The 18,261-nt window shown below is 71.9% G+C and carries 20 protein-coding genes; 9 read left to right on the top strand and 11 right to left on the bottom strand.

Annotation, left to right across the window (positions count from 1 at the left end):
* Positions 1–127: 127 nt before the first annotated feature.
* Positions 128–820 carry a metal-dependent transcriptional regulator gene (locus ACSJD1_RS17180; protein ID WP_438856505.1) on the bottom strand — a complete coding sequence of 231 codons (693 nt, stop codon included), beginning with the start codon at positions 818–820 and terminating at the stop codon, positions 128–130.
* A 153-nt stretch (positions 821–973) separates the two neighbouring features.
* Between ACSJD1_RS17180 and serC the strand changes: the two genes are divergently transcribed.
* Together serC and ACSJD1_RS17170 are read left to right on the top strand one after the other, a co-directional pair.
* The gene (gene serC / locus ACSJD1_RS17175; RefSeq protein ID WP_438856504.1) at positions 974–2,089 is read left to right on the top strand and encodes a phosphoserine transaminase; all 1,116 of its coding nucleotides are present in this window, start codon (positions 974–976) and stop codon (positions 2,087–2,089) included.
* 10 nt (positions 2,090–2,099) lie between these two features.
* A complete protein-coding gene (locus ACSJD1_RS17170; protein WP_438856503.1) occupies positions 2,100–2,369 on the top strand; it encodes a DUF2530 domain-containing protein in 270 nt (89 codons plus the stop codon).
* Positions 2,370–2,385: 16 nt separating this feature from the next.
* Here ACSJD1_RS17170 and ACSJD1_RS17165 read toward each other — a convergent pair whose 3' ends face one another.
* Together ACSJD1_RS17165 and ACSJD1_RS17160 are read right to left on the bottom strand one after the other, a co-directional pair.
* Complete coding sequence (locus tag ACSJD1_RS17165) at positions 2,386–3,171, bottom strand: DUF3027 domain-containing protein (RefSeq protein ID WP_438856502.1); 786 nt, start codon at positions 3,169–3,171, stop codon at positions 2,386–2,388.
* The gene (locus tag ACSJD1_RS17160) at positions 3,164–3,544 is read right to left on the bottom strand and encodes a cold-shock protein (RefSeq protein WP_155053289.1); all 381 of its coding nucleotides are present in this window, start codon (positions 3,542–3,544) and stop codon (positions 3,164–3,166) included. The genes ACSJD1_RS17165 and ACSJD1_RS17160 overlap by 8 nt, the downstream gene beginning before the upstream one ends.
* Before the next feature lie 109 nt (positions 3,545–3,653).
* On the opposite strand from ACSJD1_RS17160, the gene ACSJD1_RS17155 reads away from it, so the two are divergent.
* From ACSJD1_RS17155 to ACSJD1_RS17145, 3 genes are all read left to right on the top strand, one after another.
* Positions 3,654–3,929 carry a hypothetical protein gene (locus ACSJD1_RS17155; RefSeq protein ID WP_438856501.1) on the top strand — a complete coding sequence of 92 codons (276 nt, stop codon included), beginning with the start codon at positions 3,654–3,656 and terminating at the stop codon, positions 3,927–3,929.
* A gap of 5 nt (positions 3,930–3,934) precedes the next feature.
* A complete protein-coding gene (locus ACSJD1_RS17150) occupies positions 3,935–5,809 on the top strand; it encodes a helicase-associated domain-containing protein (protein WP_438856500.1) in 1,875 nt (624 codons plus the stop codon).
* A gap of 175 nt (positions 5,810–5,984) precedes the next feature.
* Entirely contained in the window at positions 5,985–7,628 is a 1,644-nt protein-coding gene (locus ACSJD1_RS17145; protein WP_438856499.1) for a DNA repair helicase XPB, read from the top strand.
* Between the two features lie 7 nt (positions 7,629–7,635).
* On the opposite strand, the gene ACSJD1_RS17140 is transcribed toward ACSJD1_RS17145, so the two are convergent.
* The 4 genes from ACSJD1_RS17140 to ACSJD1_RS17125 all read right to left on the bottom strand — a co-directional run bounded on the left by ACSJD1_RS17140 (position 7,636) and on the right by ACSJD1_RS17125 (position 11,333).
* Positions 7,636–8,367, bottom strand: coding sequence for a Pr6Pr family membrane protein (locus tag ACSJD1_RS17140; RefSeq protein WP_438856498.1), 732 nt, complete (start codon positions 8,365–8,367; stop codon positions 7,636–7,638).
* A 100-nt stretch (positions 8,368–8,467) separates the two neighbouring features.
* Entirely contained in the window at positions 8,468–9,172 is a 705-nt protein-coding gene (locus ACSJD1_RS17135) for a pyrimidine reductase family protein (RefSeq protein WP_438856497.1), read from the bottom strand.
* A 47-nt stretch (positions 9,173–9,219) separates the two neighbouring features.
* Positions 9,220–10,041: a dihydropteroate synthase gene (gene folP / locus ACSJD1_RS17130; protein WP_438856557.1), complete on the bottom strand. Its 822-nt coding sequence runs from the start codon at positions 10,039–10,041 to the stop codon at positions 9,220–9,222.
* A gap of 59 nt (positions 10,042–10,100) precedes the next feature.
* A complete protein-coding gene (locus ACSJD1_RS17125) occupies positions 10,101–11,333 on the bottom strand; it encodes an NAD(P)/FAD-dependent oxidoreductase (RefSeq protein ID WP_438856496.1) in 1,233 nt (410 codons plus the stop codon).
* A 112-nt stretch (positions 11,334–11,445) separates the two neighbouring features.
* Between ACSJD1_RS17125 and ACSJD1_RS17120 the strand changes: the two genes are divergently transcribed.
* The 3 genes from ACSJD1_RS17120 (at position 11,446) to ACSJD1_RS17110 (ending at position 14,412) form a co-directional block, all read left to right on the top strand.
* A complete protein-coding gene (locus ACSJD1_RS17120; protein WP_155053295.1) occupies positions 11,446–12,135 on the top strand; it encodes a response regulator transcription factor in 690 nt (229 codons plus the stop codon).
* 41 nt (positions 12,136–12,176) lie between these two features.
* Positions 12,177–13,991: a sensor histidine kinase gene (locus ACSJD1_RS17115; protein WP_438856495.1), complete on the top strand. Its 1,815-nt coding sequence runs from the start codon at positions 12,177–12,179 to the stop codon at positions 13,989–13,991.
* Between the two features lie 130 nt (positions 13,992–14,121).
* Entirely contained in the window at positions 14,122–14,412 is a 291-nt protein-coding gene (locus ACSJD1_RS17110; protein WP_438856494.1) for a WXG100 family type VII secretion target, read from the top strand.
* Between the two features lie 120 nt (positions 14,413–14,532).
* Here the strand turns inward: ACSJD1_RS17110 and groL are convergent, their stop codons facing one another.
* The 4 genes from groL to ACSJD1_RS17090 form a co-directional block, all read right to left on the bottom strand.
* Entirely contained in the window at positions 14,533–16,152 is a 1,620-nt protein-coding gene (groL, locus tag ACSJD1_RS17105) for a chaperonin GroEL (protein WP_438856493.1), read from the bottom strand.
* 182 nt (positions 16,153–16,334) lie between these two features.
* Positions 16,335–16,538, bottom strand: coding sequence for a cold-shock protein (locus ACSJD1_RS17100; RefSeq protein ID WP_067948690.1), 204 nt, complete (start codon positions 16,536–16,538; stop codon positions 16,335–16,337).
* Between the two features lie 210 nt (positions 16,539–16,748).
* A complete protein-coding gene (locus ACSJD1_RS17095) occupies positions 16,749–17,291 on the bottom strand; it encodes a LytR C-terminal domain-containing protein (protein WP_438856492.1) in 543 nt (180 codons plus the stop codon).
* Positions 17,292–17,315: 24 nt separating this feature from the next.
* Positions 17,316–17,585, bottom strand: a complete 270-nt coding sequence (locus tag ACSJD1_RS17090) for a DUF3263 domain-containing protein (RefSeq protein WP_438856491.1) — start codon at positions 17,583–17,585, stop codon at positions 17,316–17,318.
* A gap of 272 nt (positions 17,586–17,857) precedes the next feature.
* Here ACSJD1_RS17090 and msrB point away from each other — a divergent pair, with 272 nt between their 5' ends.
* Positions 17,858–18,259, top strand: a complete 402-nt coding sequence (gene msrB / locus ACSJD1_RS17085; RefSeq protein ID WP_438856490.1) for a peptide-methionine (R)-S-oxide reductase MsrB — start codon at positions 17,858–17,860, stop codon at positions 18,257–18,259.
* Positions 18,260–18,261 lie beyond the last annotated feature (2 nt).

Genomic DNA, 18,261 nt, shown 5'->3' with positions numbered 1-18,261 from the left:
ACGCGAGACCCGGTCGATTGTCACATTTCGATCACGGAGCGCCGGATTCCGCATGCTCCGACGCTCGCCGATGCGGGAACCGAACGCGATGCGACGCCGGCACGGCGCTCGAGCGGGCGACCGGAATTCAGTCGCCGATGAAGAGGTGGCCGGCGAGCTGGGTCGGCAGCTCGAGCACGTCGTCACGGCCGTCGACCGACACCGCCACGAACGGACCGTCGCGGTGCAACGAGACCCGGGCTCCCGGCAGGACACCGGCCGCCTTGAGCCGAGCGAGCAGCTCCGGCTCGAACTGCGCCGGCTCGGCGAGCCTGCGGATCACGCCCTCGGCCGAACCGCCGCCCTCGTCGAGCGCCGTGAGCACGTTGCGCACGCCCTGCATGAACGGCGCAGCAGGCGGGGCGCCCAGCTCCTCCAGCCCGGGGATCGGATTGCCGTAGGGCGAGTGCGTCGGCTGGCCGAGGATCTCGACGAGTCGACGCTCGACGTGCTCGCTCATGACGTGCTCCCAGCGGCACGCCTCTTCGTGGACGTACTCCCAGTCGAGGCCGATCACGTCGGCGAGGAGGCGCTCCGCGAGCCGGTGCTTGCGCATGACGTGCACGGCCTTCTGGCGACCGTCGGCCGTCAGCTCGAGGTGGCGGTCGCCGGACACGACGACGAGGCCGTCGCGCTCCATCCGCGCGACCGTCTGCGACACGGTGGGCCCGGAGTGCCCGATGCGCTCGGAGATGCGAGCGCGGAGCGGCACGATGCCCTCCTCCTCGAGGTCGAGGATGGTGCGCAGGTACATCTCGGTCGTGTCGATGAGGTCGGTCAATTCGCTCCCCCTCGGCCGTCGGGCGCCTCGTGCATCAGAACAGACTACTTGTCGGAGCCGACATGCCGCCGACCCGCGGAGGGTGGACACGGCGAACGGCGGGCACCGCGTCATCCGCCGCCATGGCGAACGTGCCGCGCCTAAGATCGGACCATGCCTGAGCTCGTGATCCCCTCGTCGCTCCTGCCCGCCGACGGCCGTTTCGGCTGCGGACCGTCGAAGGTGCGGCCCGCGCAGCTCGCGCACCTCGCGGAGGTCGGGCCGAGCCTGCTCGGCACCTCGCACCGGCAGGCGCCGGTCAAGCAGCTCGTCGGCCGCGTGCGTCAGGGCGTCGCCGACCTCTACTCGCTGCCCGACGGTTACGAGGTCGTGCTGGGCAACGGCGGTTCGACGGCCTTCTGGGATGCCGCGGCGTTCGGCCTCATCGAGCGGCGCGCCCAGCTCTGCTCGTTCGGCGAGTTCGGCGCGAAGTTCGCCAAGGCCGCCGCTGCGCCCTGGCTCGAGACACCCGACGTCCGCACGGCCGTCCCCGGCTCGCGGGTCGACGCCGCACCGCTCGAGGGCGTCGACGTCTACGGCTGGCCGCAGAACGAGACCTCGACCGGCGTCCAGGCCCCGGTCCGCCGAGTGCACGGCGACGACGGGGCGCTCACCGTGATCGACGCGACGAGCGCGGCAGGCGGTGCCGCGGCCGACCCGACCGAGTTCGACGTCCTCTACTTCGCGCCCCAGAAGAACTTCGCCTCCGACGGCGGCCTCTGGTTCGCGATCATGTCGCCGGCCGCCATCGAGCGGATCGAGCGGATCGCGGCATCCGATCGCTACATCCCCGACTTCCTGTCGCTGAAGAACGCGGTCGACAACTCGCGCCTCGACCAGACGCTCAACACGCCGGCCCTGGCGACGCTCCTGCTCCTCGAGGAGCAGCTCGAGTGGATGAACGCGTCGGGCGGCCTCGCCTGGGCGGACGCTCGCACGCGCGAGTCCTCCGGCATCCTCTACGACTGGGCCGCGCGGACCCCGGCCGCGACGCCGTTCGTCGCCGACCCCGGGCACCGCTCGCAGGTGGTCGTGACGATCGACTTCGACGAGGCGACGGATGCCGCTGCGCTCGCGAAGACGCTCCGGGCGAACGGCATCGTCGACACCGAGCCCTACCGCAAGCTCGGCCGCAACCAGCTGCGCGTCGCGACGTTCACCGCGATCGATCCCGACGACGTGCGGGCGCTCACCGCGTCGCTGGACTGGGTGCTCGCGCAGAACGGATAGGGTGACGGCCATGCGGCTGTGGCTCTCCGAGTCCGAGCGGCGTCCGGATCCGGAGCCGGTCCGGGCGGACGCGCGCAAGGCGCTGCTGGCCGGGACCATCGGATGGGCCATCGCGCTGGGCGTCGCGCTGGCGTTCTCCGGCGCGCTCGCCGATGCCGGGTTCGGCTGGTTCGTCGCCGCCGCCACCATCGGCGTCGGCCTCGGGCTCGTCGGACTCGTCGTGGTGCAACTGCGCCGACGGCGGGATCGCTCCCGTCCCGACGGACCCACGCCCCGCTGAGCGCGGACCCGACGGCTCAGTCCTGCTCGTCGGCCCCGTCATCGGCGCCGTCGTCGTCAGCGCCCTCGTCGTCAGCACCGTCGTCGCCGGGCTCGTCATCGCCGGGCTCGTCATCGGACCCGTCGTCGCCGGATCCGTCGTCGTCGGACCCGCCCGATGCATCGAGCGCATCGATGTCGATGCCGTCGAAGACGTCGTCGTCCGAGTCCTCGTCGCCGAAGTCGTCGTCGGCGTCGGCATCGGCATCGCCGAAGTCGTCGTCGACGTCATCGACGTCGTCGCCCGAGTCCTCGCCGTCGTCGAGCTCGTGGTCGCCGGAGTCCTCGTCGTCGAGGTCGTCGACCGCGTCGGCCTCGTCGTCGGCCGCCTCGGCCTCTGCGGCGGCAGCGGCCTGCGACGCCCGGTACTCGGCGAGCCGCTCGGACCACGGGATCCACTCGGGCGCGAGGAGCGCCTGCTCGCCGGGCAGCAACTCGGTCTCGACCACGGTCGGCTCCGCCTCCTCCACTCGGGCGAGCGTGACCGACCAGTGCCACCCGGGGTAGCCGGGCAGGTCGGCGGCGAAGTGCAGCGAGAGCACGTGGTCGTCGTGCGCGACGTGGCCGATGACCGAGCCGACCGTCTGCGGCGCGGTGACCTCGAGCAGTGCTCCGCGCGCGAGGTCGACCGCGGCGAGCAGCACGTCGTCGGGGACGATCGGGGAGCGTCGGTCGTCGTCGACCGACCGGTCGGATGCCTCGGCCTCGCCGCCGGGGATCTCCTCGCCGACGACCTCCTCGCCGGCGGTCTCCTGATCAGGCATCCAGCTCGTCCGCAACCTTGCGCAGTAGGGCGGCGATCTTCCGGCTGTGGGCGTTGTCGGGGTACCGGCCGCGCTTCAGGTTCGCGCCGATCCCGTCGAGGAGCTTCACCAGGTCCTCGACGATGACCGCCATGTCGTCGGCCGGCTTGCGGTGCATGCGCGCGAGGCTGGGCGGAGCATCGAGGACGCGGACCGACAGCGCCTGCGCCCCGCGCTTGCCCTGCGCGATGCCGAACTCCAGCCGGGTACCCGAGCGCACGGTCGCGCCGGCGGGAAGCGCGGAGGCGTGGAGGAAGACCTCCTGGCCGTCATCGCCGCTGATGAAGCCGAACCCCTTCTCCTCGTCGTAGAACTTGACCTTGCCGGTGGGCATCGATGGAACTCCCGCTGTCTCGGTGGGCGCGCCGGAAACCGCGGCGACCTCGGCCCCCAGTCTACGGTCCGGCACCCACCCGGACGGTCGTGGGGCCTATTCTGGGACCGTGAGCAATCAGGGCCCGATCACCGACCATCGTCTTGAGCGCATCCTCGCCTACATGGTGGCCGCGACCGTCGGGCTCTCGATCATCGCGTTCTTCGCGGTCATGATCGGCACGCTCGCAGGCGTCGGCGCCGACGACGGGTTCAGCGAGGGGATCTGGCCGTTCGTCCTGGTGCTCCCCCTGATCGGGCTGCCAATCGGCTTCGTCCTGCTGGTCGCGCTCCTCGTCGTCAACGGCGTGCGCCGATCGCGGGAATCCCGGCAGGGCACGGACTGACGGCCATGCTGGTGCTCGCCGCGAGCCTCCGCGCGATTCCGCGCGAGCGCCTCGCGGCCGCGCTGGCCGCACGCGAACTCGATCACTCGAGCGTCCGCGATCTCTTCGACCTCGCGGAGGCGCTCACCGCGACCGACTCCATCGATCACGCGATCGACCGCCTGGAACGGCCGTCCCTCGCCGTCCTCGCCGCCGCGGCGGAGACGTCCGACGACGCGGGGTGGACCGACCTCGATCGACTCGCCGACGAGCTCCGCGGGCTCGGGGCCGACGATCTCGCCGGGGCGCTGGTCCGCGACCCCGGCTCGGTGCTCGAACGCCTCGTGGCGCGACTCCTGCTGCTGCGCGACGGCGACCGCATCCACGTCCCGACGGAGATCACCGCTCGCCTCGGAGCTCGGCTCGATGACGACCTGCCGGGCCTCGAGTCCCTCGCCGCGCACGCCCCGCCGGTCGCCGTCCCCGGTGAGCGCCCCGACACGGGCCTGCTCGACCGGCGGGCGGCCGAGACGGCGCACGGCACCGTGGCGGCGACCGCCGAGCTGCTCGCCGGCCTCGCGGTGCAGCCCGCCCGCGAACTCGCAAAGGGCGGCTTCGCGCTTCCCGATGCGAAGCGTCTCGCAGAGGCTGCGGGCGTCGAGCTCGACGACTTCCCGCGCCTCGTGCGGCGGGCCACCGAGGCCGGGCTCATCGTGCGCGACGGCCCGGTGTGGCTCGAGTCCGACGCGGGCGCGGAGTGGATCATGCTCGGCACCGGTTCCCGGTGGACCCGGCTCGCCGAGGCCTGGCGAGCCCGCATCCCCGCGCCGCTGCGCGACCTCGTCGTCCGGCGCAGCGAGGCACTGAGTTCCTCGTCCATCAGGGACGACGTCGCGTGGTACTACCCCGGCGGAGGCGCCTGGCTCCGGGACGGCATGGACCGGCTCCTGGAGGACGCGGAGGCGCTCGGCCTCGCCGTCTCCGGCGAACCGCTCGAGACGGCATCCCTCGTGCTCTCCGGCGACCTCTCCGGCGCCGCGGAGCGCCTCTCCCGGCACTTCCCGCAGCAGGTCGACAAGGTCTACGTGCAGCACGACCTGACCATCGTCTCCCCCGGCCCGCTCGAGCCCTCGCTCGACGCCCGGCTGCGTGCGTTCGCCGAGGTCGAGGGCCGCGACCTCGCGTCGAGCTACCGGGTGACCGCGGCATCCGTCAACCGCGCCCTCGCAGCGGGCGACAGCGAAGAGGGCATCCGCGCCTTCCTCGAGGAGATCTCGCTGACCGGCATCCCGCAGCCGCTCGGATACCTGCTGAGCGAATCGGCGGCGCGGTTCGGCGCCGTCCGGGTCGGCGCCGCCGACCCGTCGGAGGCGCCCGCTCGATCGTCGGTCCGATCCGACGATCCCCAGCTGATCGGCACGCTCCTCGTCGACCAGTCGCTCTCGTCGCTCGGACTCCGACAGGACGGCGCGCACCGCCTGCTCTCCCGCTTCGCTCCCGACGTGGTCTTCTGGGGCCTGAGCGACGCGCGCTATCCGGTCGCCGCAGAGGACGCCGAGGGCCGCATCGTGCGCCTGCGGCGTCACCACGTGGGGCACGCGCCGTCGCCGGCGCCGCGCGTCGACCCGCTCGAGGCCCTGCTCGACCGGCTCGCCGAAGCGGATGCCGAGGGCGGGACCGAGCAGGCCTGGCTCGCGCGCCAGCTCGAGGCGGCGGCGCGCGCGAAGGAGACGCTCACGGTGACCGTGCGGATGCCGGGGGGTGACACGGCCGATTACCTCCTCGCGCCGGCGAGCGTCGCGAACGGACGCTTGCGCGCGCGGGACCGCAAGTCCGACATCGAGCGGACGCTGCCGATCTCCGCCATCGCGTCGGTGGCGCCCGCCCCCGCCGGGAGCTGAGGCCGGGTACGACACGCGAGCGCCGTGGCGCGCGGGCCGGTGGGCCGAGTGTCGAGGGCGAACCGACGCGAACGCCGGGGATCCGGAACCCGGAACCGTGAACCCGCGGGCGACGCGCCGCGGCATCCGTGGCCCTCAGCGCCGCCCTCGGAAATCCCGGATAGACTGGTCCGCTATGTCAGACGGCCCCCTGATCGTCCAGAGCGATCGCACCGTGCTCCTCGAGGTGGCGAACCCGCTCGCCGAGGATGCGCGGCACGACCTCGCCATCTTCGCCGAACTCGAGCGCGCACCCGAGCACATCCACACGTACCGCATCACGCGGCTCGGCCTGTGGAACGCACGCGCGGCGGGGCACACGGCCGACGACATGCTCGGCACGCTCGAGCGCTACGCGAAGTTCCCGGTGCCGCAGACCGTCGCCGTCGACATGCGCGAGACGGTCGACCGCTACGGCCGGCTCGTGGTCGACCGCACCGACGACGGCGCACTCCGGCTGCGCAGCGACGATCTCGCCGTGCTCACCGAGGTCGCGGGCGCCAAGCGCGTCGCCCCGCTGCTCACCGAGCGGATCGACGACACGAGCTTCCTCGTCGAGGCCTGGGCGCGGGGCGCATTGAAGCAGGAGCTCGTGCGGCTCGGCTGGCCGGCCGAGGACCTCGCCGGCTACACGCCGGGGACGCCGCACGAGATCGACCTCGAACAGGACGGCTGGCACCTGCGCGACTACCAGCAGAAGGCGGTCGACAACTTCTTCGAGGGCGGTTCGGGCGTCGTCGTACTCCCCTGCGGCGCGGGCAAGACGCTCGTCGGCGCCGGCGCGATGGCGACCGCCAAGACCACGACGCTCATCCTCGTGACGAACACCGTCTCGGCGCGCCAGTGGCGCGACGAACTCCTGCGCCGAACGAGCCTGACGCCCGACGAGATCGGCGAGTACTCCGGCCAGGTCAAGGAGGTCAAGCCGGTCACGATCGCGACCTACCAGATCCTCACCGCGAAGCGGAAGGGCGAGTACGCGCACCTGGCGCTGCTCGACGCTCTCGACTGGGGCCTCGTGGTGTACGACGAGGTGCACCTGCTGCCCGCGCCCGTCTTCAAGCTCACCGCCGAACTGCAGGCGCGGCGACGCCTCGGCCTCACCGCGACGCTCGTGCGCGAGGACGGCCGCGAGGGCGACGTCTTCTCGCTCATCGGCCCCAAGCGCTTCGACGCCCCGTGGAAGGAGATCGAGGCCCAGGGCTTCATCTCCCCCGCCGCCTGCTACGAGGTGCGCATCGACCTGCCGCAGTCCGAGCGGCTCGCGTACGCGGCATCCGCCGACGACGAACGCTACCGCCTCGCCGCGACCGCACCCGCGAAGCTCGGCGTGGTCAAGGAGCTCGTGGCCCGGCACGCCGGCGAGCGCATCCTCGTGATCGGCCAGTACCTCGACCAGATCGACGAGCTGGCCGAGACCCTCGGCGCTCCGCAGCTGACGGGCGCCACCCCCGTCGACGAACGGGAGCGGCTCTTCCAGGAGTTCCGCGACGGCACGACACCGGTGCTGGTGGTGTCGAAGGTCGCGAACTTCTCGGTCGACCTCCCCGAGGCGACCGTCGCGATCCAGGTCTCCGGATCGTTCGGCTCCCGCCAGGAGGAGGCGCAGCGCCTCGGGCGCCTGCTCCGCCCGAAGGAGTCGGGACTCTCGGCGAACTTCTACACGCTCGTCGCGCGCGACACGGTCGACCAGGACTTCGCGCTGAACCGCCAGCGGTTCCTCGCCGAGCAGGGCTACAGCTACACGATCCTCGACGCGCACGCGCTCGAGGCCGCCTGAGCCGCGTTCAGGCGGACGCTCCGCCGCCGGACCGGGCGCGCCGGAACCGCGTGCCGGCCCACCAGGCGAACCGGTCGAGCGCCATCACGACGACCCCGAGCACCGCGATGTACGCGACGACCCTGAGCATCTCGAGCAGCGACCCCAGCGCGCCGAGCGCGTCGGTGTCGAGGAACGGGTACGGGAACCGATCGGGCACCTCGGGCAGCGCCAGCGCGCGCCAGAGGAACAGGAGCCCGTACACGGCCGGGTAGAGCAGCCACCACGCGGCATCCCTCCACCGCACGACCCGGTGCGGTCCGAACGCGACCCAGTCGACGAGGACCATGACCGGCACGACGTAGTGCATCGCGAAGATCGCCCGATTGGCGAGCTGGTCGGTCGGGTCCGCGACGAGGAGGCCCGGGATCGGGTTCTCGAAGTGGTTGAGCAGCACGTGCGAGACGACCATCGTCGTGAGGATCCAGGTGGTCACGCCACCCCGCAGGATCGGCGCCGGAGGCGCCGCGGTGCGGCGCCGCAGCATCCAGTACAGCGCTCCGGCGAAGTACGCGAAGACGATGACGTTGCTCTGCGTCGTGAAGTACGCCAGGCGGCGCTCCCCCGCGACGAGGCCCCAGAGCACCACGAGGACGATCGCGGCGCGCCACCAGAACGCGGGCGTCGCCCAGACGTTCACGCGCGGCGCGGCCTCGGGGCATGGCTTGGGCCGGATCCGGTCGGCGGCGTCGACGCTCACCCCATCACCTCTCCTCGTCCTCGGCGGGCGCGTCGCGCACCGCACGCAGAGGCTAGGCGGCGCCGTCGGACGGTGTCAATGGGCCGCGCGGGCGGACCGCTCACCCCCGCGCGTAGCGTAGGAACAGCATGCGCTCGCCCTGGATCGCGTGCACGAGCCGCATCCCGCGCGGACGCTCCGAGGCCGACTCCGAGATGCGCGTGGCGCTGCCGCCGACGAGCACCGGGCTGAGCGTCACGCACAGCTCGTCGACGAGGTCGGCCTCGGCGAGCGCCCCGAGCAGGCCCGGCCCGCCCTCCGAGAGGATCGAGCGGAGGCCGCGTCGCCCGAGCCCGGTGAACGCCGCGGCGAGGTCGACGCGCCGGCCGCCCGCGACGATCACGTCGGCGACGCGTGCGAGCGCCTCCCGGCGGTCGGGCGGAGCGGCCTCGCTCGTGACGACGATCGGGCGCGCGACGGCGTCGGCGAAGAACGGATGCCGCGGCTCGAGCTCGAGCCGGGACGAGACCACGGCGAATCGCGGCTGCGGGTCGCGCCCGCGCGCGGCGCGCCACGCGGCATCCGCCTCGACGACCGCGGCACCGCCGTAGCCCTCCGCGCGGACCGTGCCAGACCCGACGAGGACGACGTCGGCGTGCGACCGGAGCACCGACATGAGCCGCTGGTCCTCGTCGTCGCCGAGGCCGCCGCTGCGGCCGGCGAGCGTCGCCGCCCCGTCGAGGCTCTCGACCATGTTGACCCGGCAGAAGACCGCGTCCGCGCCACCGCCGGAGTCGACGACGTCGACGGCGTAGGCGGCGTGCATCCGGTCCGCATCGAATGGCCGCCGGTCGGATGCGGTGATCCCCGTGCTCACGACGAACCGCCCGGCCGCAGGTTGTGCTCGAGGAACGCCGGCTCGCGCCATCCCTCGATCGCCTCGACCATCCGGACGGCGTCGACCGTCTCGCGCACGTTGTGCACGCGGAGGATGCGCGCCCCGCGGTCGATGCAGTACACCGCCGCCGCGAGCGAGCCGGCCAGCCGGTCCCGCCGGTCGGGCCGGCCGACGCTCTCGCCGACGAAGTCCTTGTTCGAGAGGGCGACGAGCAGCGGCGGCCCGATCCCGGCGATCTCGCCGAGCCGCCGCGTGAGCTCGAGCGAGTGCAGCGTGTTCTTGTTCAGGTCGTGCCCGGGGTCGATCACGATGCGCTCGTCGGGCACTCCGCGCGCACGGGCGAGGTCGATGCGTTCGCGGAGGAACGCGCCGACCTCGGTGACGACGTCGCCGTACTCCGGCATCGGGTGCGGCCTGCGCGGTGCAGCGAGGCTGTGCGTGATCACGATCGTCGCGTCGCTGTCGGCGACGACGTCGGCCATGGCCGGGTCGTGGATTCCCGTGGTGTCGTTGATCACGTGCGCGCCCGCCGCGATCGCCCGGCGCGCCACCTCGGGGTGGAACGTGTCGACCGAGACGACGGCTCCCGACCCGGCGAGCGCGGCGACGACGGGCACCACGCGATCGGCCTCCTCGTCGACCGGGATCGGCGGGCCCGGCGCGAACTTCGCGCCGCCGATGTCGACCCAGTCGGCGCCGTCGGCCACCGCCGAGTGGGCGGCCTCGACCGCACGGTCGAGCGCGAAGGTCGAACCCCGGTCGTAGAAGGAGTCGGGCGTGCGGTTCACGATCGCCATGACCGCGACCTGCCGGGCGAAGTCGAACTCCCGCGGGCCGATGCGCCGGATCGTGTCGCTCACGCGGCGCCGATCCCGGCGAGGGGCACCGCGGGGTCGGCGAGCGCCGCGGGGTCGACCGCGATGCGGTCGCGGATGAGCCGCTGCACCTCGTCGTTCACGTCCCAGACGTTGACGTTCATGCCGGCGACGACACGGCCGTCGAGGACCCAGAACGCGATGCACTCACGCGCCGCGAGGTCGCCGCGGACCACGAGGTCCGCGCGGTCGGCGAGTTCGCCGTATCCCGAGTACTCCATGCCGAGGTCGTACTGGTCGGTGTAGAAGTACGGGATCTCGTCGTACTCGAGCTCCTCCCCCGCGAGCACCCGTCCGACGGCGCGCCCGCTCGCGTCGGCATTCGCCCAGTGCTCGACGCGCAGTCGGTGACCGAGCGTCGGGTTGAACACGCTCGCCACGTCGCCGGCGGCGTAGACGCCGTCGGCGCTCGTACGGAACGAGGCATCCGTCGCGATGCCGTCGTCGACCGTGAGGCGAGCGGATGCCGCGAGACCGACGTTCGGCGTCGCCCCGATGCCGACGACGACGAGGTCGGCCGGCACCTCCTCGCCCGTCGAGAGCACGACCCCGCGCACGCGGCCCCGCTCCCCGACGAGAGCCGAGGCCGCCACCTCGGTGCGCACCTGGACGCCGTGCTCGCGGTGGAGGTCGGCGAACATGCCGCCGAGCTCGCGGCCGACCGCGCCGTCGAGCGGCGCCTCGCTCCGGCCCAGCACGGTGACGGCGTCGCCGTACCCGCGTGCCGCGGCCGCGACCTCGAGCCCGATCCAGCTCGAGCCGATGACGACGACGCGCCGGCCTCCGGCGCGGAGAGCGGTGCGCAGGCGCGTGGCATCCGGCAGCGAGCGCAGCACGTGGATGCCGCGCAGGGCCGCGCCGGGACCCTCGAAGCGTCGCGGCGAGGCGCCGGTCGCGATGAGCAGCCGGTCCCAGGCGAGCTCGCCGGCATCGGTCTCGAGGGTCCGCGCGTCGGCGTCGAGCGCGAGGGCACGCACGCCGACCCGGAGGTCGACGTCGTGGTCCCGGTACCACGCGGCATCCAGCGGGTAGATCGCGCTCGACGGCGCCTCGCCGGCGAGGTAGCCCTTCGACAGCGGCGGCCGTTCGTGGGGACGACGCCGTTCCTCCGTCACGACCACGATCTCGTCGGCCGACCCGTGCTCCCGCATGGCCTCGGCTGCTCGCGCCGCCGTGAGGCCGCCACCGACGATCACCACCCGTTCGCGTGCCATGCCGCGAGTCTTGCACGGTCGCCGACGCGCGTCGAAGGCTCATGGCATCCGCTCGCATCGCATTCGAGCAATTCCCAGCCAAGATTCAGCCCACGCGCAGCAGAATCGTTGCATGAGTGACGGACCTCGCATCCTCATCGTCGACGACGAGCCCAACATCCGCGACCTGCTGACGACGAGCCTCCGGTTCGCCGGCTTCGCGGTGCGCGCGGTGGCCAACGGCGCGCAGACCATCTCGGCCGTGCTCGAGGAGGAGCCCGACCTGATCATCCTCGACGTCATGCTGCCCGACATGAACGGCTTCGGCGTCACCAAGCGCCTGCGGTCGGCCGGGTACACGGCGCCGATCCTCTTCCTCACCGCGAAGGACGACACCGAGGACAAGATCACCGGCCTCACGGTCGGCGGCGACGACTACGTCACCAAGCCGTTCAGCCTCGACGAGATCGTCGCGCGCATCCGCGCCATCCTGCGCCGCACGATGCATGCCGAGGAGGACGCGGTCATCCGCACCGGCGAGCTCACGATGGACCAGGACACCCACGAGGTGCTCGTCGGCGACGTGCCCGTCGAGCTCTCCCCCACCGAGTTCAAGCTGCTGCGCTACCTGATGCTGAACCCGAACCGCGTGCTGTCGAAGGCGCAGATCCTCGACCACGTGTGGGAGTACGACTTCAACGGCGACGCGGGCATCGTCGAGAGCTACATCTCGTACCTGCGCCGCAAGCTCGACCAGCACTCCTCCGAACCGCTCATCCAGACCAAGCGCGGCTTCGGGTACATGCTGAAGTCGAAGTCCTAGTACAGGCCCGGTACAGGGAGGATCCGTAGACTCGGCCCGCCATGCACCAGACCCTCGCCGACCGTTGGAGCCGGATCTCGCTCCGGACCAAGATCACGGGCGTCACCGTCCTCATGCTGACGCTCGGCCTGCTGGTCTCCGGCATCGGCACCGCGGCGATGCTGCGCTCCTACGTCGAGTCGCAGCTCGAGGCGAAGCTCGAGTCGATCGCGTCGAGCCGGATCTCCGAGTACCTCACCCGCGGCGACGGGAGCTCCTCGGGATCGGACGACGCATTCGACTTCAACGCCTCCGACGACGTCTTCGTGGCCGTGTACGACGCGAACTCCGGCAGGTTCCTCACGCACAACTGGGGCACGCGCGATCCGGGCGTCTTCCCGCTCATCCCGAAGCGATTGACGCAGGCGGATGTCTACGCTCAGAACGTCGGCGGCGGGTACCGGGTCTTCTCGCTGCCCGACGCCAACGGCGACCTGACCTTCCGCGGAGTGTACGCCGTCATGTACGCCGACGAGCAGGGCAACCTCGCGCCGATCCTCATCGCGATCTCGTCGCAGGACACCGAGCGGCTGCTCGCCGCGTACCTCACGATCTTCCTCGGCTTCGGCATCGGCGTCGTGCTCGTCGGTGCACTGCTGACCCGCATGCTCGTCACGACGACCTTCACGCCACTCCGCGAGGTCGAGGCGACGGCCGCCGCCATCGCCGACGGCGACTTCAGCCAGCGCCTCGGCGGGGCGACGCCCAACACCGAGGTCGGGCGGCTGAACCGCTCGCTCAACACGATGCTGAACCGCATCGACCGTGCGTTCCGCGACCGCGCGCGCACGATCGACCAGATGCGCCGATTCGTCGGCGACGCCTCGCACGAGCTCCGCACGCCGCTGGTCTCGGTCCGCGGCTACGCGGAGCTGTACCGCATGGGGGCGTTGCAGAACCCGGAGGACGTCGCCCAGGCGATGGATCGCATCGAGAAGGAGGCCATCCGGATGGGCGGCCTCGTCGAGGACCTCCTCGCCCTCGCCCGCCTCGACGAGGCGAAGCCGCTCGACCTGGCCGAGGTCGACCTCGTGCCGCTCGCGCGCGATGCTGCGCTCGATGCCATGGCCGCGAATCCCGGACGCACCGTGACCGTCATCGCACCGGAGGCGATCGCCACGGGTTCGACGGAGGTGGTCCCCTCCGACGTCGAGGTCGACCTCGACCCCGCGGCGGCGCGCGCGTCGGGCCCCATGGCGTTCGCGGGGGCGACGCTCGCGCGGCTGCGCGGACGGCGCGCGAACGAGCCGGCCGATGACGCCGCACCGCCGCGAGGCGGCCGCCGGGGCGGCCGGAGCGCGTCGACGGCCCGGTCGGCGCGAGGCGGTGCCGCACGAACGACCGCCGCAGCCGACGTCGCGCCGGATGCGGCCGTCTCGAACGCCGCGGCCGACGCGCCGACCGCGGTCGTGCCCGTGCGCCGGGCGATCGTGCTCGCCGAGGAGAACAAGATCCGCCAGGTGATCACCAACCTGATGGGCAACGCGATCCGCTTCACGCCGGTCGAGAGCCCGATCGAGATCCGCGTGACGGTCGACGACGACGCCGAGCGGGCGGTCCTCGAGATCGTCGACCACGGCGAAGGCATCCCGCCGCAGATCCGCGAGAAGATCTTCCAGCGGTTCTGGCGCGCCGACACGTCCCGCACGCGCGAGACGGGCGGATCCGGACTCGGACTCGCGATCGTCTCCTCCATCGTCTCGGCGCACAACGGCCACGTCGACGTCGTCGAGACGCCGGGCGGCGGAGCGACGTTCCGCGTGGCGCTCCCCCTCGCCGGTTCGACCGCCGCGCCGCAGACCGTCGCCCAGGCCTGACCCGGCGTCGCACGGCGCGCCCGTCCTCCACACGGGCGGGGCCGGCGCCCACGCCATGCCTCCCCTCGCACGCCGCGGCGTGCCGCGCATCGCGCGACTACGTTCGCTGCATCACGACGAGAGGATGACGATGACCAGGTACCAGGTCGACAGCGAAGCGGTGCACGCCGCGACGCAGGGCATGCAGGCGACGATCGGGCGCATCCAGTCCGAAGTGGCAGCGCTCATGGCCCAGCTCACGGGGCTGCAGGGCTCGTGGTCCGGCCAGGCGTCCACGGCGTTCCAGGCCGCGGTCGCCGACTGGCGGGTCACGCAGCAGCACGTCGAGCAGAGCCTCGCCGGGCTGAACCACGCGCTCGGGGCCGCCGCGATGCACTACGCCGATGCCGAGCAGTCGAACGCCCGCCTCTTCGTCCGGTGAGACGCGGCGACGCGCCCGCCGTCGCCCACCCGGACACGACGAAGGGCGCCTCCCGCGGGAGGCGCCCTTCGCGCGTTGGTGCGGCGGATGCCGCGATGCGGATCGGGATCCGCGAACGGACTAGAAGTCCATGCCGCCCGTCGGGTCGGCGGGAGCCGCAGCGACCTTCTCCGGCTTGTCGGCGACCACGGCCTCGGTGGTGAGGAAGAGGCCGGCGATCGACGCGGCGTTCTGCAGCGCCGAGCGGGTCACCTTGGCGGGGTCGATGATGCCCTGCGCGAGGAGGTCGCCGTACTCGCCGGTCGCGGCGTTCAGGCCGTGGCCCGCGGGGAGCTCCGACACCTTGTTCGCGACGACGCCCGGCTCGAGGCCGGCGTTGAGGGCAATCTGCTTGAGCGGAGCCTCGATGGCGACCTTGACGATGTTCGCACCGGTCGCCTCGTCGCCCGTGAGCTCGAGCTTGCCGAACGCGGCCTTGCCGGCCTGGATGAGGGCCACGCCACCACCGGCGACGATGCCCTCCTCGACGGCGGCCTTCGCGTTGCGCACGGCGTCCTCGATGCGGTGCTTGCGCTCCTTCAGCTCGACCTCGGTGGCCGCGCCCGCCTTGATGACGGCGACGCCGCCGGCGAGCTTGGCGAGGCGCTCCTGGAGCTTCTCGCGGTCGTAGTCCGAGTCGGTGTTCTCGATCTCCGAACGGATCTGGGCCACGCGGCCGGCGATCTGGTCGGGGTCGCCCGCGCCCTCGACGATGGTCGTCTCATCCTTGGTGATGACGACCTTACGGGCCTGGCCGAGCAGGTCGAGGGTGGCGTTCTCGAGCTTGAGGCCGACCTCCTCGGAGATGACCTGGCCGCCGGTGAGGATCGCGATGTCCTGGAGCTGGGCCTTGCGGCGGTCGCCGAAGCCCGGCGCCTTGACGGCGACCGACTTGAAGATGCCGCGGATCTTGTTCACGACGAGCGTGGCCAGGGCCTCGCCGTCGACGTCCTCGGCGATGATCAGGAGCTGCTTGCCCGACTGGATCACCTTGTCGACGATCGGGAGCAGGTCCTTGATGTTCGAGATCTTCTGGTTGGCGATGAGGATGTACGGGTCCTCGAAGACCGCCTCCTGGCGCTCGGGGTCGGTGACGAAGTACGCCGACAGGTAGCCCTTGTCGAAGCGCATGCCCTCGGTCAGCTCGAGCTCGGTGCCGAAGGTGTTCGACTCCTCGACGGTGACGACGCCCTCCTTGCCCACCTTGTCGATCGCCTCGGCGATGATCTCGCCGATCTGCGGGTCGGCGGCCGAGATCGACGCGGTGGCGGCGATCTCGTCCTTCGTCTCGACCTCCTTGGCGGCGGCGAGGAGCTCCTCCGAGACGGCCGAGACGGCCTTCTCGATGCCGCGCTTCAGCGAGATGGGGTCGGCGCCGGCGGCCACGTTGCGGAGACCCTCGCGCACGAGCGCCTGGGCGAGCACGACCGAGGTGGTGGTGCCGTCACCGGCGACGTCGTCGGTCTTCTTCGCGACCTCCTTGACGAGCTCCGCGCCGATCTTCTCGTACGGGTCGTCGAGCTCGATCTCCTTCGCGATCGACACGCCGTCGTTCGTGATCGTGGGGGCGCCCCACTTCTTCTCGAGCACGACGTTGCGGCCGCGCGGGCCGAGGGTCACCTTGACCGCGTCGGCGAGCGTGTTGAGGCCACGCTCGAGGCCGCGGCGGGCCTCCTCATCGAAAGCAATGATCTTTGCCATGTGTGTCTCTCGTCCCTTCCCGGACGTCTAAGAACCGTGGGTTAGCACTCGAAACGAGCGAGTGCTAAACCGATTCTGGCACTCGCATGCGCCGAGTGCAAGCGAGGACGCGTCGGTTCGCGACACGCGGACATGCGGAAGCGCCGCCGGGGGCATCCGGCGGCGCTTCCGAAGAATCGAACTCAGGCGGGGCGGACCGCCTCGGCCTGCGGGCCCTTCGAGCCGGAGCCCACCTCGAAGGTCACCTGCTGACCCTCTTCGAGGACCTTGTAGCCGGCCATGTCGATGGCGGAGTAGTGGACGAAGACGTCCTGGCCTCCACCGTCGACGGTGATGAATCCGTATCCCTTTTCAGCGTTGAACCACTTCACGGTTCCGTTCGCCATGCGTTGCTCCCATGTTGCCGTGTATCGAAGTCAGCACGTGCCGTCGGCTGTACCGGGCCGTCGTCGTGCCGACGTCGACGACGGGGACCGGCGTCGGGTGCTCACACGGGTGTTCGAGCGGCCGTTTCTAGATACTCACGACGCAGCGGGCGGGCACAAGAGCCGGGGCGGCGCGAATGGTCGCAGAATGGCAACGATTCGGTCACCGGCTCATTCGGCGACGGCGTCCGCGTAGTCCGCGCCCAGGACCACGACGAGCTGCATGCCCTCCTCGCCGAACTCCTCCGACAGCCGCACCTCGGCCTCGGGCAGTTGCTGCGCGACTCCGCGTGCTGCACCTTCGAGGTCGGCCGAGGCGTAGTAGACGACGGTCTGCTCGATGTCGTTGCGGTCGGCGTTCGTGGTGATGCCGACGGGTACGCCCGCGGCGGTGAGCGTCTCGCCCGCCCGCGCGGCGAGTCCGGTCGTCGAGGTGCCGTTCAGGACCGCGACGGTGACGTCAGGCGCGAGCGTGGGCTCCGCCGTGGGTACGGCCGAGGCCGAGGGCGTCGGGAGCGCCGTGTCGTCGAAGTCGAGTCGCTGGTTGTAGGCGGCGACCGCCGCGATGCCGGCGCCGGCGAGCACGACGGTCGCGAGCGCCGCCCACGCGAAGGCGACCCAGCGTCGTCCGCGACGTGCGGGCGCGCGATGCGCGCCGACCCGGTCCATGCCGTGCGGGATCGAGTCGAACCGGTCGCGGGGGAACTTCTGCACCTGTGGTCCAGTCGGTCGGGGCGCTCAGGCGAGCGGCCGGGCGGTCGGGATGGTTCGGCGCGCTCGCTGCTGAGCGCGCGCGTCGCGCTGCCGCTGCAGGCGACCGATGAGCATCGGGTCGAACCGCAGGGCGGCCGGCGAATCGACGAGCGTGCCGAGGAGGCGATAGTACCGGGCGGCGGAGAGTCCGAGCTCATCGCGGATCGCATCGGCCTTGCGAGCGGGATCGCGCCAGGACCGCGATTCGAAGGCGAGGATCGCGCGTTGCGCCTCGTCCAGCCCGTCCGCGTCCATCGCACCTCGTTCCGCCGCATCCGCCGCATCCGCCGTCGACCACATCCTAGGGAGCGGACGCCGGGAGGCCGCCCCACGCGTCGGCGCGGCCCGAACGCGGTCGGGCCGGACACGTCGGTCACCGCGCGGGCCGGTCCGGACGCCGTGCCCCCCGCGGCCCGGCGACGGATCGACCGCGGACCGGGGAACAGGGGCGCATCTGGACACGTTGCACCCGACGTCCCGCAAAGCTGCGACGATGGAAGACGGCCAGCCGACCCCGAGGAGACCGTATGGCGTACCAGGTGAACAAGTCCGACGACGAGTGGCGCGCAGAGCTCGGCGACGAGCAGTACGCGGTGCTGCGCGAGGCCGCGACCGAGCGCCCGTGGACGGGCGAGCTCCTCGATGAGGAACGTGCGGGCGTCTACGCGTGCGCCGCGTGCGGAAGCGAGCTGTTCAAGTCGGGCACGAAGTTCGATTCCGGCTGCGGCTGGCCGAGCTTCTACGAGTCGGTGCGCCCGGAGGCGGTCGAGCTCATCGAGGACACGTCGCTCGGGATGGTGCGCACCGAGGTGCGCTGCGCGAACTGCGGCTCCCACCTCGGCCACGTGTTCCCCGACGGCTTCGGAACCCCCACGGGCGACCGCTACTGCATGAACTCGATCGCGCTCGACTTCACCCCCGAGTCCTGAGC

This window comes from Agromyces excoecariae, from assembly GCF_051715505.1.
Classification (GTDB): Bacteria; Actinomycetota; Actinomycetes; order Actinomycetales; family Microbacteriaceae; genus Agromyces.
This window is presented reverse-complemented; position numbering and strand designations above follow the sequence as displayed.